The 13828-nt window shown below is 69.8% G+C and carries 16 protein-coding genes and 1 riboswitch; of the genes, 6 read left to right on the forward strand and 10 right to left on the reverse strand.

Annotation, left to right across the window (positions count from 1 at the left end; genetic code table 11):
• Positions 1 to 101: 101 nt before the first annotated feature.
• Positions 102 to 1001, forward strand: coding sequence for a LysR family transcriptional regulator (locus LL648_RS38340; protein WP_232667862.1), 900 nt, complete (start codon positions 102 to 104; stop codon positions 999 to 1001).
• A gap of 20 nt (positions 1002 to 1021) precedes the next feature.
• Here LL648_RS38340 and LL648_RS38345 read toward each other — a convergent pair whose 3' ends face one another.
• Positions 1022 to 2233: a benzoate/H(+) symporter BenE family transporter gene (locus LL648_RS38345; RefSeq protein ID WP_232667864.1), complete on the reverse strand. Its 1212-nt coding sequence runs from the start codon at positions 2231 to 2233 to the stop codon at positions 1022 to 1024.
• Positions 2234 to 2277: 44 nt separating this feature from the next.
• On the opposite strand from LL648_RS38345, the gene LL648_RS38350 reads away from it, so the two are divergent.
• From LL648_RS38350 to LL648_RS38360, 3 genes are all read left to right on the forward strand, one after another.
• Entirely contained in the window at positions 2278 to 2859 is a 582-nt protein-coding gene (locus LL648_RS38350) for a helix-turn-helix domain-containing protein (RefSeq protein WP_232667865.1), read from the forward strand.
• Between the two features lie 299 nt (positions 2860 to 3158).
• The gene (locus LL648_RS38355; protein ID WP_232667866.1) at positions 3159 to 4727 is read left to right on the forward strand and encodes a serine/threonine-protein kinase; all 1569 of its coding nucleotides are present in this window, start codon (positions 3159 to 3161) and stop codon (positions 4725 to 4727) included.
• Positions 4724 to 6268 carry a serine/threonine-protein kinase gene (locus LL648_RS38360; protein ID WP_232667867.1) on the forward strand — a complete coding sequence of 515 codons (1545 nt, stop codon included), beginning with the start codon at positions 4724 to 4726 and terminating at the stop codon, positions 6266 to 6268. The genes LL648_RS38355 and LL648_RS38360 overlap by 4 nt, the downstream gene beginning before the upstream one ends.
• Positions 6269 to 6280: 12 nt before the next feature.
• Here LL648_RS38360 and LL648_RS38365 read toward each other — a convergent pair whose 3' ends face one another.
• From LL648_RS38365 to LL648_RS38375, 3 genes are read right to left on the reverse strand one after another with little or no spacing between them, the layout of a single operon-like run.
• The gene (locus LL648_RS38365) at positions 6281 to 6664 is read right to left on the reverse strand and encodes a VOC family protein (RefSeq protein WP_232667868.1); all 384 of its coding nucleotides are present in this window, start codon (positions 6662 to 6664) and stop codon (positions 6281 to 6283) included.
• A gap of 10 nt (positions 6665 to 6674) precedes the next feature.
• Entirely contained in the window at positions 6675 to 6863 is a 189-nt protein-coding gene (locus LL648_RS38370) for a hypothetical protein (RefSeq protein ID WP_232667869.1), read from the reverse strand.
• A 51-nt stretch (positions 6864 to 6914) separates the two neighbouring features.
• Positions 6915 to 7544 (reverse strand): GNAT family N-acetyltransferase, encoded by a 630-nt coding sequence (locus LL648_RS38375; protein ID WP_232667870.1) that lies wholly within the window; start codon positions 7542 to 7544, stop codon positions 6915 to 6917.
• 8 nt (positions 7545 to 7552) lie between these two features.
• Positions 7553 to 7639, reverse strand: a riboswitch (SAM riboswitch).
• 434 nt (positions 7640 to 8073) lie between these two features.
• Between LL648_RS38375 and LL648_RS38380 the strand changes: the two genes are divergently transcribed.
• A complete protein-coding gene (locus tag LL648_RS38380) occupies positions 8074 to 8574 on the forward strand; it encodes an isochorismatase family protein (protein ID WP_232667871.1) in 501 nt (166 codons plus the stop codon).
• Between the two features lie 50 nt (positions 8575 to 8624).
• Positions 8625 to 9110 carry a hypothetical protein gene (locus tag LL648_RS38385; RefSeq protein WP_232667872.1) on the forward strand — a complete coding sequence of 162 codons (486 nt, stop codon included), beginning with the start codon at positions 8625 to 8627 and terminating at the stop codon, positions 9108 to 9110.
• A gap of 35 nt (positions 9111 to 9145) precedes the next feature.
• Here the strand turns inward: LL648_RS38385 and LL648_RS38390 are convergent, their stop codons facing one another.
• The 6 genes from LL648_RS38390 to LL648_RS38415 all read right to left on the reverse strand — a co-directional run bounded on the left by LL648_RS38390 (position 9146) and on the right by LL648_RS38415 (position 13662).
• Positions 9146 to 10069 carry a CU044_5270 family protein gene (locus tag LL648_RS38390; protein ID WP_232667873.1) on the reverse strand — a complete coding sequence of 308 codons (924 nt, stop codon included), beginning with the start codon at positions 10067 to 10069 and terminating at the stop codon, positions 9146 to 9148.
• Positions 10062 to 10262, reverse strand: coding sequence for an RNA polymerase sigma factor (locus LL648_RS38395; RefSeq protein WP_232667874.1), 201 nt, complete (start codon positions 10260 to 10262; stop codon positions 10062 to 10064). The genes LL648_RS38390 and LL648_RS38395 overlap by 8 nt, the downstream gene beginning before the upstream one ends.
• Positions 10234 to 10638, reverse strand: coding sequence for an RNA polymerase sigma factor (locus tag LL648_RS38400; RefSeq protein WP_232667875.1), 405 nt, complete (start codon positions 10636 to 10638; stop codon positions 10234 to 10236). Before LL648_RS38400 ends, LL648_RS38395 begins: the two co-directional genes overlap by 29 nt.
• Before the next feature lie 155 nt (positions 10639 to 10793).
• Positions 10794 to 12083, reverse strand: a complete 1290-nt coding sequence (gene eno, locus LL648_RS38405; RefSeq protein ID WP_232667876.1) for a phosphopyruvate hydratase — start codon at positions 12081 to 12083, stop codon at positions 10794 to 10796.
• A 177-nt stretch (positions 12084 to 12260) separates the two neighbouring features.
• A complete protein-coding gene (locus LL648_RS38410; RefSeq protein WP_232667877.1) occupies positions 12261 to 12707 on the reverse strand; it encodes a GNAT family N-acetyltransferase in 447 nt (148 codons plus the stop codon).
• A gap of 85 nt (positions 12708 to 12792) precedes the next feature.
• A complete protein-coding gene (locus LL648_RS38415) occupies positions 12793 to 13662 on the reverse strand; it encodes an aminoglycoside phosphotransferase family protein (RefSeq protein ID WP_232667878.1) in 870 nt (289 codons plus the stop codon).
• Between the last annotated feature and the right edge of the window lie 166 nt (positions 13663 to 13828).

Consider the following 13828-nt stretch of genomic DNA (forward strand, 5'->3'; position numbering starts at 1 on the left):
TCGATGACGGCATCAGACTCGAGCCACTCGGGCCGCTGATCAACGACCGATCATGAACATCAGTGATAAGTCGGTCTTATGAATACGACTATGCTCGTTGCGTGGAGCTGCGCGAGGTGGAGATCTTCCTGGTACTGACGGAGGAGCTGCACTTCGGACGGACCGCCCAGCGCCTCTACCTCTCCCAGCCACGGATCAGCCAGACCATCCGGTCACTCGAGGACCGGCTCGGCGGTCGACTGTTCGAACGCTCCACCCGCCGCGTCGCGCTCACTGCTCTGGGCGAACGCCTGCGCGACGAACTCCGTCCCGCCCACGACCATTTCCGCCGTGCCGTCCTGGTCGCCACCGACCTGGCCCGGGGTGTCAGCGGTGAGCTGCGCGTCTGCGTGGCGAGCTACGCCATGGCCGGCCCGTGGTTCACTCAGATCATCCGCACGTTCGAAGAACGCCACCCGAACTGCCGGCTCACCATCGTCGAGGAATACCCCGCCCCATACGGGCGGCTGCACACCGGCACCTACCACCTCATGTGCCATCGGCAGCCCATCGTCGAACCCGGTCTCACCGTCGGTCCCACGCTCAGTCAGGAAGGCCGCATCCTCCTGGTCCGGGCCGGCCATCCGCTCGCCGAACGCGGGTACGCCACCATCGAGGATCTGGCCGATTGCGCCGTCATCCCGCGGGGCGATATCCCGCAGGCGATGTACGACGCCTACTTCCCGCCGACGACCCCGTCCGGGAGGCCGATCCGTCGAGGCGCGCAGATCAGCTCGACCAGCGACATCCTGCACCGCATCGCCCGTGACCAACTCGTCCACCCGACCACGGCGTCGTTCCTGAGCTACTACCACCACCCCGAGGTCACCGGCGTGCCGCTCCACGGCGAGCCGCCCGCCGAGAGCGCGCTGGTCTGGGCCACCGACTTCGAGAACGCCGCCATCCGTGCCTTCGCCGCCGTCGCAGCAGAGATCGTGAACCTCGACAACACCTCCTGCTGATGATCAGGGCCGATGACGTTCTACCGGGCGGTTCGCGGGAGCGACCCGGAGATCGGTCCGCCGCTGATCCGGCGCGGGCCGGCCGGCCGAGCCCGGCGGCGGTGCAGCAGGGTCATCGCGCCTCCGGCCAGCAGCCCCCAGAACGCCGCCCCCAGCCCGAGGAAGCTCACCCCCGCCGCCGTCACCACGAAGGTCACGGCGGCGGCTTCGCGCCCGTCCGGTTCGGTGATGGCGGCGGCGATCGACGAGGCCAGCGCGCCCAGGAGGGCGAGCCCTGCCACCGCTTGCACCAGCACCGGTGGTGAGGCGGCGAACACCGCGGTGACGATGCCGGCGGTCAGCCCGAGCGCCGCCAGGCCCGCACCGGAGACGGTCGAGGCGATCCACCGGCGCTCCGCCGGCCCGGCATCGGATCCGGCGACCAGCGCGGCGCTGATCGCGGCGAGGTTGACCGCGTGTCCGCCGACCGGGGCGGCGGCGATCGTGCCGACCCCGGTCGCGAGCAGCACGGGGCGCCACGGTGGCCGGAACCCGTATTGGGAGAGGACAGCCATGCCCGTGACGTTCTGCGAGACCATCGTGACCACGAACAGGGGCAGTCCGATGCCGACGAGCGTGGCCGGGTCGAACGCGGGGGTGGTCCACACGAACGCCGGCGCCACACCTGCGCCGGCCGGTAGGCCGCCCGTCCAGAGGATCCCGGCCAGCGCGACGACGAGCGCCGATGGCACCGCCCAGGGACGTGCGAACCGCGCCACCAGCGCCCAGACGGCGATGACCGGCGCAGCCAGCAGCGGGATCTGCGCGAGGGCCTGCACCGGCGCCAGGCACAGGGGCAGCAACACGCCGGCGAGCATCGCGCCGGCGAGGTTGCCGGGGATGGCCCCGACGAGCCTGCCCAGCGGTGTGACCAGCCCGGCCACGACGATCAGCACGCCGCACAGCAGGAACGCGCCCACGGCTGCGGCGAACCCGCCAGGCTGCGGGCCGGCGGCCACGAGCAGAGCCGCGCCCGGCGTGGACCACGCGATGCTCACCGGTATCCGCCAGCGCAGCGCGAGCACCACCGTGATCAGCCCGCTCGCGACGCTCACCGCCAGCAGTCCGGACGCGGCCTGGCCCGGGTCGGCGCCGACGGAGGTCAGTCCGGTGAGCACCACCGGGAAGGATCCGGCGAAGCCCACGATCGGGCTGACGATGCCGGCGAGCACCGGCTGCAGGACGCGTTCCATCCGACCTCCTCGTTCCGTTTGCGGAACGATGGGACGATAACCGGATGCCGGAGCAGCCGTCCACCGCGTTCACGGCGCTCGCCGATCCGACGGACGTCGGTGCCCGCGTCGGGCAGCTGCGCAGCGAGCGAGGGCTGTCGCTGTCGGAACTGGCCCGTCGCGCGGGCGTCGGGAAGGCCACGGTCTCCGGTATTGAGGCAGGCACCCGCAACCCGACACTGGACACGCTCCAGCGGATCTCGACAGCGCTGCAGGTGCCGATCACCGCGGTCGTCGGGACCGGCGGGCCAGTGTCTGTTTTGCAGACCCCGGGCCCACTCCTGCGCGGCACCGCGGTACTGGTGGAGACGCTGCGCGCCTGGACCGAACCCGGCGTGACCTACGAACTGTTCCGGCTGCACGTGCCGGCCGGGCGGAGCCAGACGTCGCCCGCGCACCACCCGGGCGTCACCGAGTGCGTGGTCGTGTTCGCCGGAGAGCTGGTGGCCGGCCCGCTCGACCACCCGGTGCACGTTCCCGCCGGAGGGTTCGCCGAATGGCCGGCCGATGTGCGGCACGGCTACGCAGCGGTCGGCGATGTCGACGTGCAGGCGACACTGCTGATCCGCTCGCCCGACCTGCGGTGATCTGCGCACACCCTGGCCGGCTCCCGCGGCCCGGGTCGGGCCGCGGGGGTGCTCGTGCACAGGTTCGCCTCCCCGTGCACAGGGTGGAACTTGTGCACGGCGGCACCAACCTGTGCACGAGCGCCCTGCGCGCTGTTCGTGTGGCGTCGAACGAGCGTCCCGGCGCGTAGCGGTCACCGCCACTCCGGTCCTCGCGGGGACTGCAGCAGTCCTCGGCTCCGCGAGAGCGCGGTGAAGCATGCGTGCAATCTCCTCCGGCCATGCTCGGCGGCCGATGCAGGTCTTTCGAGGGGACTGACATGTCGGACGAGCAGTTCGGGCCTTACTTGCTACAAGGTTTGGTGGGCCGCGGCGGGATGGGTGAGGTGTTCCGTGCGTTCGACACGGTGAAGCAGCGGACCGTCGCGGTGAAGCGGTTGTCGTCGCATGTGGCGTCGGATGTGGAGTTCCAGGCGCGATTCCGGCGTGAGTCGGAGGTCGCGGCCCGGTTGCGGGAAGCGCACGTCATTCCGATCCACGACTACGGCGACATCGACGGCCGCCTGTACATCGACATGCGCCTGGTCGACGGGGTCGATCTGGACACGGTGGTGGCCGGCGCCGGCGCCGTGTCGGAGGAACGCGCGGTGCAGATCGTGGCGCAGGTGGCGAGTGCGTTGGATGCGGCGCACGCGGATGGTCTGGTGCATCGTGATGTGAAGCCGTCGAACGTGTTGCTGACCGATGATGATTTTGCCTACTTGGTGGATTTCGGTATTGCGGCGCCGGTGTCGGGTGCGCGATTGACGGTGACGGGTACGGCGTTGGGCACGATGGCGTACATGGCGCCGGAGTTGTTCGACGGTGCGCATCGGCGGGACAAGCGCGTCGACGTGTATTCGTTGGCGTGTGTGTTGTACAAGTTGTTGACCGGTCGTCGGCCGTTCGAGGCCGACGGGTTGGCGGCGATGATGCATGCGCACGTGAACGTCACGCCACCGCCGCCGTCGCGGGTGGCCGCGGTGTCTCCTGCGTTCGACGAGGTGTTGGCGCGCGGGATGGCGAAGAACCCGGACGAGCGCTACCAGCGGGCCGGTGATCTTGCCGACGGTGCGCGGCGGGCACTGACGATCGCCTCGTTGACGGTCCAGATGCCGCACCTGTTCGACCGGCCGAACGACCCGACGGCCGTCATCGTCGCGCAGCCCCCGGCGCCCTCGGTGCCCGAGCCCTCCGCACCACCACGACAACGCTGGGGCGCGAACCAGCTGTTGATCGCGGGCGCCGTTGCCGTTGCCGTGATCGTGCTGGCTGCCGGCACCGGCGTCGCCGTTACGGCGACGAGCCCCGGGGGAGCTGCGGCACCGCCGGTTGCGTCGACGTCCGCCGCCGCCCCGCCCGTTGCGCTCGCAGCCGGCCCGTACATCGACCCGAAAGGCCGGTTCTCGATCACTGCACCGGCGGGATGGGTCCCCGAACCCCCGTCGCCGGACTACGACGTGTTCTACAGCAGCCCCACGCCCACCATCGCCAGCGATACCGACTACTACAGCGCGGACGTCGCGGTGACCACCGCACCGACGAGCCTCCAGCTGGCGGACGAGATCGCGGCCGCTCGGGCGGCGATGCTCGGCGCCCTCGGGGCGAGGCTGACGGTCGACGAACCGACGACGCTGGCCGACGGCACCCCCGCGCACCTGTTGGGCTCGATCCACCAGGTGGCGGCGAGCACCCCGACCTCGACGCTCCCGATCAACATGCTCCAGGTCGTCGTGGTCCGCGACGGTCTGCGGGTGCTGGCCACCGGAACCGGATCAGCCGACACCTGGCACGTCGAGGAAGCGACGATCCGTGCAACGCTCGGCACCCTGACGGTCGGTGCCCGATGACCGAGTTCGGGCACTACCGGCTGGACGCGCTGGTCGGCAGGGGCGGGATGGGCGAGGTGTACCGCGCGTTCGACACGCGCAAGGGACGCACGGTCGCGCTCAAGCTCCTGGCTCCGCACCTCGCCGGGGACGCCGGGTTCCAGGACCGGTTCCGGCGGGAGTCGGAGCTGGCCGCTCGATTGCGGGAACCGCACGTGATCCCGATCCACGACTACGGCGAGATCGACGGCCGGCTCTACATCGACATGCGCCTCGTCGACGGAACGGATCTGGAGACGGTTGTCCATCGCCACGGCCCGATGCCACCGGCACGGGCGCTGCACATCGTCGCCCAGGTCGCCGGCGCGCTGGACGCCGCACATGTCGACGGGTTGATACACCGCGACGTCAAGCCCTCCAACGTGCTGCTCGTCGGCGGTGGCACCGGCGCGGGCAGCACGGGGGAGCGCGACGACTTCGCCTACCTCGTGGACTTCGGCATCGCCGCGCCGGCCACCGGGCACCGGCTCACCATGACCGGCACCACGCTGGGCTCGATGGACTACATGGCGCCCGAGCTGTTCGACGGGGACAAGCGTGACAACCGGATCGACGTCTACTCGTTGACCGGCTTGTTGTACACGTTGCTGACCGCGCGAAAGCCGTTCGCCGCCGACGGGTTCGCCGCGATGATGTTCGCCCACCTCACCGCGGCGCGTCCGAAGCCGAGCGACCACATCCCGCAGCTGCCGGCGTCGATCGATGCCGTGATCGCCCGCGGCATGGCCACGAAGCCCGAGGAGCGCTACCAGCGCGCCGGCGAGGTCGTCGAGGCTGCGCGCGAGGCGTTCTTCCCAGGGGTGCCGGTTCAGGAGCAGCCGACGGTCGTGCAGCACCCACGGGGACGGGCACCCGAGGTGCCGTCCGCCTCGCGGCGGCCGCGCCTGTCCGTGCTCGTCGCAGCCGTGTCCATCGTCGCGGTGGCGGCGCTCATCGCCGCGGTCACCATCGTCGTCAGCCGGGCGTCGCCGGTGTCGCCGGTCGCCGCAGCACCGGTGTCGGTTGCCCCGCCGACCCCGTCACCGACAGCGCCGCCGACACGGAGCCTTGCACCGGGCACCTACGTCGACGTGAACAAGCGGTTCACCATTCTGCCGCCACCGGGCTGGACGACCGACGCCAGCAGTCTGCTGACCTTCAGCAGCCCTGCAGCGCCGGGCGAGCAGCCCGCCGCGTCGATCGTGATCTGGGTGGTGACGGCGTACGACAGCCTGGAAACCTCGGCGCGCGCGGTGCGCGCGGGCGTCGCCGAGATCCCAGGATCCACGGTGGACGTCGATCAGCCGACGACGCTTCCGGACGGGACTGCGGGGCACCTGATCGGGAGTGTCTTCAACGACCCGGACGCGGGTGGGGCACCGACGCACGAGCTGAGCCTCGTGGTCGTGAACGGCTCGACGATGTTGATCGCGCGCGCCGCGACACCGGCCGACAAGTGGGCCGAGTTCGCACCGGAGATCACCAGCTCCATCCGGACGTTCTCGGTCACCACTGGGACGTGACGGCCGGCGGGTTCATGATGGCGGGTTCATGATGCAGAACTCGTTGCCCTCGGGGTCGGTCATGGTGTGCCACTCGGGGAGGACCTGGTGGAGCCGCGCGCCCAGGTCGAGGAGCTGCTGGTAGTGCGCGGCGTCGCGGACGCGGATGTCGAGGTGCATCCGGTTCTTGAGCGACTTCGGTTCGGGCACCTCGACGACGAACAGCGTGAGCCGGCCGTCCGGCGCGTCTACGGCCACCGCCGGATCGGTGTCGGGGGTGTGGCCCAGACCGGCGAGCCGTTCGACCTCCGCGCTGTCGTATTCCCGGACCAGCCAGCCCAGTGCCGTTGCCCAGAAGCGCGCCAGCGGCGCGGCGCGGCGGCAGTCCAGAACGATCGAGTGCAGGCCGGCGAGCACCTGGGGCACCCTACTTCCCGGGCGGCTCGACCGTGTTCCCCTGGATGCAGCACTCGGTCCCGGGGCCGGAGGCGAGCAGGGGCTGGACGTCGCCGGCCGAGGCCGGCAGCACGGTGATCGGAGCGAGCAGCAGGCCGACCGCTATGCCGATCAGCGCCGCTCGGTTGGGCTGGGGTCGCACACGTCCGAATTCGGTCATGCCCGTAATTAGACCTCATCGGGCAGGAGCTGCACAGGCCGACCTTCTGGGTCAGGACTGCGTCTGCGCCTGGATCCTGCTGACCAACCGGCCCCGGAGGGCCGGCCACTCGGAAGCGATCGCCGAGTACATGGCCGAGTCCCGCAGCTGGTCGTCTTCGCCCGGGGCCCAGGAGATCGACCAGTTGCGCAACACCCCCTCGAAGGTCAGCCCGAGGGCGTCGAGGGCGCGCCGGGATCGCTGGTTGCGGGCGTCGGTCTTCATGTCCACCCGCGCGACCCGGAGGTGGTCGAAGGCATGATCGAGCAGCAGCAGCTTGGCCTCGGTGTTGATCCCCGAGCCCAGTGCGGACGCCGCCAGCCAGGTGAACCCGATCTCCACCGCCCGCAGGTCGAGACGCTCGCGGCCGGGCCAGTACCGGGGGTCCAAGTAGGCCGTGCACCCCACCGCGCGCCCATCACGCTTGCGGATCTGCGCGAACGGCACCACGCCCTGCTCGATGCGCTCGAACTGCGCGGCCAGATAGTCCCGCACGCCTTCTGCGCGAGGGACCAGGGTGAAGCCGTAGTTGCCCCGGTCCTCCTCGGCGGCAACCGTCAAGTCCTCGGCATGGTCGAGTGACAACGGCTCCAACCGCACCAGCGAGCCGTCCAGCACGGGTACCCGGAACCAGGTGGTCAAGGCGTCGCTCCTCATCATTCCTGGCCTTGGCACCTTGCCATCGCAGGTTGCCGGACCGTCATGGGGCCAGGTCCCTCGGATCCTCTTGATGAACGCTGCCGATCATCACAGGCACGAGGAACGACCGCCAACGGCCAATTCAGCCTGAGATCAACATGCCACTGGCGGTGAACCCCTGAGGCTGCGCGACTCCAATCCGAATCCGGCAGGCCGGTGCCTTGCGCTGGTGGGAACCAATCCGGGTCCGGTTCGGCCCCTCGCCAGGCCTCCTCGAACTAATCGGCCCCGATCTCGAGCGGGACGTAGTGCGGGTCGCGCAGATCGATCGGAGGGTTCATTGACCAGGAGTCGGTACGCAAAGCATGACCGTCCGTTCGCCCCTCCACAACGCGCCCATGCCGTAGTCGTGACGAACCAGGTATCGGTTCTCACCGGTCTCGACCACGTGGTCAGTGTGCCAGCCGGAGTTCCCCGGCTCTGCCAACACGACCGCACCCGTTCGCAGCGCGCGATCGGGCACGATGGGGCGATGAGCACTCTCGACAACCGGTCCAGCTCGGCCGTCCTGCTCATCGATCCCCAGATCGGCGTCCTCGACGGTGCGTACGAGCGCGACGCCGTCATCGCCGCTCTGGAGCGGCTCGTGGAACGGGCGCGCGGGGCCGGTGTGCCGGTCGGGTGGGTGCAGCACAACGACGATCACGTCGTCCGCGGCACCGACGGTTGGAAGTTCGTCCCGGAGCTTGCGCCCGGTCCCGGCGAGCCGCTGATCGAGAAGTCCTTTGCCGACGCGTGCGTCCGCTCGACGATCCACGGTGGGCTCACCCGCGGATACGACGTCACCCTCGTCGGCGACGCCCACACCACCGGTGATCACTCCGAGTGGGGTGCACCGCCGCCGGGCCTGGTCATCGCCCACACGAACCTGTACTGGAGCGAGCAGGCTGCACCCGGACGAACGGCCGGCACAGCGACCGCGGATGCGGTTGATCTGGGCACCGCGGACGTCGGCCCCACCGCACGCGCCTGACCGGGCAGCAGCAGGACGAGGTCCAGCTGGTCCGTGGCAGGATCGAAACTGTGCTGCGGAGCGTCGAGATCACAGCGCACCTCGTCAAAGGCCCGGGTCATTTGCTCTTCTGGAAGCAGACGATCGAGCTGGCGTTGGACTGCTTCGTCTGCGAGCGGACCAGGCGCACGACGCTGCTCGAAGGTGGCGCCGAGCGGGCCGTGTGCACCTCCGACGAGCAGCACGGCCAGCACTACACCGCGGCGCAGATCAGCGCGTTCGACCCTACGGAGACGGACCAGAGCACCAGCCTGCGCACGGTCGTGGACTTCTGGTGGGCGCCGTTCCACGATGCCGAGCGCGGAGGCCGGGCGTCGCCGCTGAGCCGGCCCTCGTGGGTGCGGTTGAAGATCGGCTACTTCTGCTCGCTCAACGAGGAGTCGGGCGAGGACACCCTGCAGTCGAACCTGGTCCGGCCTGCTGAGACGCCCTGCCGACACTGCGGCGAGCGCGTCGCGACAGGCACCGGAGCGCCGAGTGTGCGGTTGCTCAGCTGATCGGTGTGCTCAGCCGGAGCGAGTGCGCGAATGACTCATGGCCGTTGACCGGTTGCGTCGACGACGGCCTGGACGACGACTGCGGCGTCGGTGTCCTGTCCCTGGCCGCCGTTGGCGGGTCCGTTGATCGTGCCGAGGTAGGCGTAGGTGATGGGGTCGAGCAGGAACTCCGTCAGCGTTCCGAAGGTGGGAACGTTCCAGCCCACCGCGATCGCTGGGCGACCGAGCGCATCCGTGACGCCCTCGCGCACCATGATCTCGGGGCTCTCGGCCAGCGCCTCGTAGAGCGCTGCGCGTGCCGCCGGCCGCATGAGACCCGCGGCCAGATCGTGTGCCTCCACGCCGATCGAGTTCGGTCCGTCGCCCTCGCCGTGGGTGCTCTTGTGCAGGTAGGCGAGCATCGCGTCGGGGTCGGTGGGGAGGTCGGGGATGAAGGCCGGGAACGGGGTGCACCGATCCGCCGACGCCGGTTCCGACGGCGTGGCCGGGTAGCGGCGCAGGCCGTCGCGGCAGCCAGGGTTGGGGAAGGGGCCGTCGGCAGTGATCATCAGTCCGTCATGGGTGCCGTCGGCGGACGCCCAGAACTCGCGCACGCGTCCGTCCCGCCACAGCTCCTTCGTGTAGATGAACTGGTCCGGCCGCGGCTCCGCCACCCGCTGATCCGCGACCTGCGCGGCTGCGATGCGCAGGACTGCGGCCGCGGTGAGCGGCTGTGGTGCCGGTCCCGGCATCGGTGTGGGTATCGGTGTCGATGCGAAGATCGCGCCACCGGCGAGGCCCGCGACGACGACGGCGGCCGCGGCCAGCCCGAGGACCGGTCTGCGGCGGCGCTGCGGTGCGGTGGCACGGCCCTCGGCGTCGATCGCAGCGAGCAGGCGGGCCCGCGCCGGAGCGAGCTCGTCGGTCGAGGCCGGGGGCACCGCGGCCCGATGGTCGTGGACCAGCTGCAGGTCATCCATTGTTGAGCACCTCCGTAGACGAGGATCCGAGTGCCGCGCGGAGGATCCGGCGGGCGCGGTTGAGCCGCGACGCGACGGTCCCGGTCGGGATGTCCAGAGCGAGGGCGACATCGTCGTAGGGCAGTCCTTCACCCGCTACCAGCAGGACGACGTCGCGGTCGCCGTCAGCGAGCTGTTCCAGCGCTTGCTGCAAGGCGGCGGTCCGGGCCTGCGCGCAGACGCGCTCGACGACACGTTGGTCGTGGGACTCGGCCGTCGGCTCCGCTGGTGACCAGTCGCAGGCGGACGTCGCGGGCGTGCTCGCGGCGGTGCTGGGCGACCAGCCGGGTCGCGATGCCGTACAGCCACGGGCGGGCGCTGGGTACCCGCACGTCGAACCTTGCCCGTCGGTCGAAGGCCACGAGGAACGTTTCTCCGACCAGGTCCTCGGCCGCCTGCCGGCCGAGCCGACCGGTCAGGTAGCCGTGGATCGACGGGGCGTGCCGATCGAAGATCGCCGCGAACCGCGCGGGTTCGCTCATGGACGCCGCGATGATCGCGGCGTCCGACGTGCTGTCGGGATGTCTCATCGACCGCCTTCCGTGCCGAGGGAGCGTTCGCCTGTACTCCGCAACTCGGGCGAACTTCCTTCACGGCCGGCAGCCCTCGCTGCTCGGGTGTGCGCGAGCGGCACTTTCAGCCGGCAAATCGGCCCGGAAGTGCCGCTCGCGCGCCGTGCGGCTGATCAGGCCAGCGTGCGCAGGCCGAGCGCGGCCCGCCCGGCGTAGCGAGCCTGGCCGCCGAGCTCCTCCTCGATGCGGATCAGCTGGTTGTACTTGGCGGTGCGGTCGGATCGGGAGAGCGAGCCGGTCTTGATCTGGCCGCAGCCGGTGGCCACGGCGAGGTCGGCGATGGTGGTGTCCTCGGTCTCGCCGGAGCGGTGCGACATGACCACGGTGTAGCCGGCCTGGTGGGCGGTCTGCACCGTGTCGAGGGTCTCGGTGAGGGTGCCGATCTGGTTGACCTTGATGAGGATCGAGTTGGCGACGCCGTCGCGGATGCCCTCGCGCAGCAGGGTCTCGTTCGTGCAGAAGACGTCGTCGCCGGTGAGCTGGCAGCGCTCGCCCAACGTGGTCATCAGCAGCCGCCAGCCGTCCCAGTCGTCCTCGGCCATGGCGTCCTCGATCGAGGCGACGGGGTAGCGCTCGACGAGCGTCGAGAGGTAGTCGACGTGCTCGGCTGCGGTGCGCCGGACCCCTTCTCCTGCGTAGTCGTAGATGCCGTCGCGGTAGAACTCGGAGGTCGCCGGGTCCATCACGAGGGTGATGTCCTCGCCCGGCTTGTACCCCGTGCGTTCGATGGCTCCGATGACGAACTCGAGGGCTTCGTCGGCCGAGCGCAGGTTCGGGGCGAAGCCGCCCTCGTCTCCGACACCAGTGCTGTGACCAGCGTTGATGAGGTCGCGGCGCAGCGTGTGGAACACCTCCGAACCCATCCGGACCGCTTCGGCGAAGCTCGTCGCACTGATCGGCGCGATCATGAACTCCTGGAAGTCGAGCGGGTTGTCCGCGTGCGCGCCGCCGTTGATGATGTTCATCATCGGGACGGGTAGCAGGCGTGCGTTGGCGCCGCCGACGTACCGGTAGAGCGGCAGCCGGTGGGCGGCGGCCGCGGCCTTCGCGGTGGCGAGGGAGACGCCGAGAACGGCATTGGCGCCCAGCCGCGACTTCGCCGCTGTACCGTCCAGTTCGATCAGGGCTGCGTCGAGAGCGACCTGTTCCTCGGCGTCGAGCCCGACCACCAGAGCCCTGATCTCGCCATTGACGGCCTCGACCGCCCGCCGCACGCCCTTGCCGTGGAACCGCTCCGGGTCACCGTCGCGGAGCTCGACGGCTTCGCGGGCCCCGGTGGAGGCACCCGACGGCACGGCCGCACGCCCGATCGACCCGTCGGCCAACTCGACGTCGACCTCCACGGTGGGGTTCCCGCGGCTGTCGACGATCTCGCGCCCGACGATCCGGCTGATGCTGGTCATTGCTGGTTCTCCCCACGGTTCGGTATCGATTCAGAGGGAGCTTGGCCTCATGGAGGGTTGGCTGGGTGGACAGTCAGGTGGATCGCTGCAGCCGTCCTCGCCAGCAGGTGTGGGGCCGTGGAAGGGGTGAACGAACGGCACTTTCGTCCACACCTATTGGACGAAAGTGCCGTTCGTTCAGCCGCCGACTCGGCTCAGAGGTGAGACGTTGCCGAGTTGCCACCAGAATGCGGCGTCGTCGTGCAGGGACGGCTCGCCGCCCGCGGCTTGATATAGCGCCTGAGCGGCTGTGTTCGCCTCGTCTGTGAAGAGCCACATCCTGCGGTGTCCCTCGGATCTGACGATGTCGAGAAATCGAGCCAGGAGTTCCCGCCCGACGCCACGTCGGCGATGCTGTGGCGAAACCTCGATCTCGTAGAGCTGCACCTGTGAGTAGCCGCAGGCGTGGCGCTGGCGGGTTCCCCATGCCCATCCGATGACCTCAGGGCCGTCCATAGCGGCCAAAGCGATGGTCGCCGGGTTGGTCAGGAACGGGGCGTGGTCAGACACCTGGATCCCGCGAAACGCCGACACCGCCTTCTGGAGGACCCGATCATCCCCAGGACCGAGAACCTGGATTTGCATGGGCGTCATTGTGATTGATCAGGTAGGACGGCACTCGTCAGCCGTCCTGGCCGGCGGAGGACCGAGGGCTCGGCCGGGCGGGCGTTCAGCCGCGCCAGCTGGTGTGAGGGCTCTGCAGGAGCTGCACGCGGGTGTGCTGGGCGGCGAATTGGTCGGCGCGGGTGTGCCGCTGCTTCCACAGCACGGCGAGCCAGCGCAGGGCGCAGGTTCGTTGGGCGGCGAGGAAGTGGCGCCGGTTGGCGGGGGTGATGCCGAGTTCGGGCAGGAGTTCGATCCAACTGGTGTCGGGGATCGCGCGGGCGCTGATGTGCTCGATCAGATCGGCAGCGTCGAAGAAGGTCGTGCCGTAGCCGCTGTATTCGAAGTCGACGCAGGCGCTGATGACGCCGTCGCGGAGCCAGTTGAGGAGGTTGGAGTCGCCGCGGGAGAACACGGAACCGGTGCCGTCGTCGTTGAGGAGCTCGGCGTCGCCGCTGTCGTGCCAGGCGGTCAGCCTGGCGCGCATTTCGGCGGTCATCGGGTCCCCCTCGTGGCCGGCGAGGAGTGTTGGCCAGCTGTTGGTGAGGCGATTTACGTAGTGCGCGCCGGAGTCGATGCGCTCGAGGCCGGCGAGCAGGCCGGACAAAGGCACGCTCTGGAGGCGCTGGGTGGTGTGCGCCAAGCCGCTCAGCGCAGCTTCGCGGTCGGGGCTCTCCAGGAGCGATGTCCCCGGCAGCAGCGTCATGCCGATGGCGGGGATGCTGTCCTCGTTGTCGGACCAAAGCGGCCGGGGGACGCCGCTGACATCGTGCTTTGCAAGCAAGGTGAGGGCCGCCCACTCCCGTTCCACTCGCCGACGGTGATTACCCTTCACGTAGAGTTTGAGGCAAATGGGCCCGTCCGCGGGGCTTTCCCAGGCGTAGACGTGGTTTTGGAGGCCGCCGGCGAGCGGATGCAGACCGTGCCGAGCCGGCACGTCCGCAACGTGGGTGCCGCTCCCGCGCACGACGGTGTCGCGTAGGTCGGTGAGTAGCGCAGCAGGTGGGGCCATGCAAATGGGGTGCACTAGCCCCGGTGATTCATGAGGGCTGGTAATCGACCTTGGTGGCATGATCGGTGCGGGATTTCTAGTCGGGCCGTGA

Origin of the sequence: Pseudonocardia sp. TRM90224, assembly GCF_021245725.1 — a bacterium.
Taxonomy (GTDB): Bacteria; Actinomycetota; Actinomycetes; order Mycobacteriales; family Pseudonocardiaceae; genus Pseudonocardia.

Bases quoted from the DNA above. Each gene is read 5' to 3' on its own strand.
- LL648_RS38345 (WP_232667864.1), bottom strand. From the start codon at position 2,233: ATGGAACGCGTCCTGCAGCCGGTGCTCGCCGGCATCGTCAGCCCGATC.
- LL648_RS38350 (WP_232667865.1), top strand. From the start codon at position 2,278: ATGCCGGAGCAGCCGTCCACCGCGTTCACGGCGCTCGCCGATCCGACG.
- LL648_RS38355 (WP_232667866.1), top strand. From the start codon at position 3,159: ATGTCGGACGAGCAGTTCGGGCCTTACTTGCTACAAGGTTTGGTGGGC.
- LL648_RS38360 (WP_232667867.1), top strand. From the start codon at position 4,724: ATGACCGAGTTCGGGCACTACCGGCTGGACGCGCTGGTCGGCAGGGGC.
- LL648_RS38370 (WP_232667869.1), bottom strand. From the start codon at position 6,863: ATGACCGAATTCGGACGTGTGCGACCCCAGCCCAACCGAGCGGCGCTG.
- LL648_RS38380 (WP_232667871.1), top strand. From the start codon at position 8,074: ATGAGCACTCTCGACAACCGGTCCAGCTCGGCCGTCCTGCTCATCGAT.
- LL648_RS38390 (WP_232667873.1), bottom strand. From the start codon at position 10,069: ATGGATGACCTGCAGCTGGTCCACGACCATCGGGCCGCGGTGCCCCCG.
- LL648_RS38400 (WP_232667875.1), bottom strand. From the start codon at position 10,638: ATGAGACATCCCGACAGCACGTCGGACGCCGCGATCATCGCGGCGTCC.
- eno (WP_232667876.1), bottom strand. From the start codon at position 12,083: ATGACCAGCATCAGCCGGATCGTCGGGCGCGAGATCGTCGACAGCCGC.
- LL648_RS38410 (WP_232667877.1), bottom strand. From the start codon at position 12,707: ATGCAAATCCAGGTTCTCGGTCCTGGGGATGATCGGGTCCTCCAGAAG.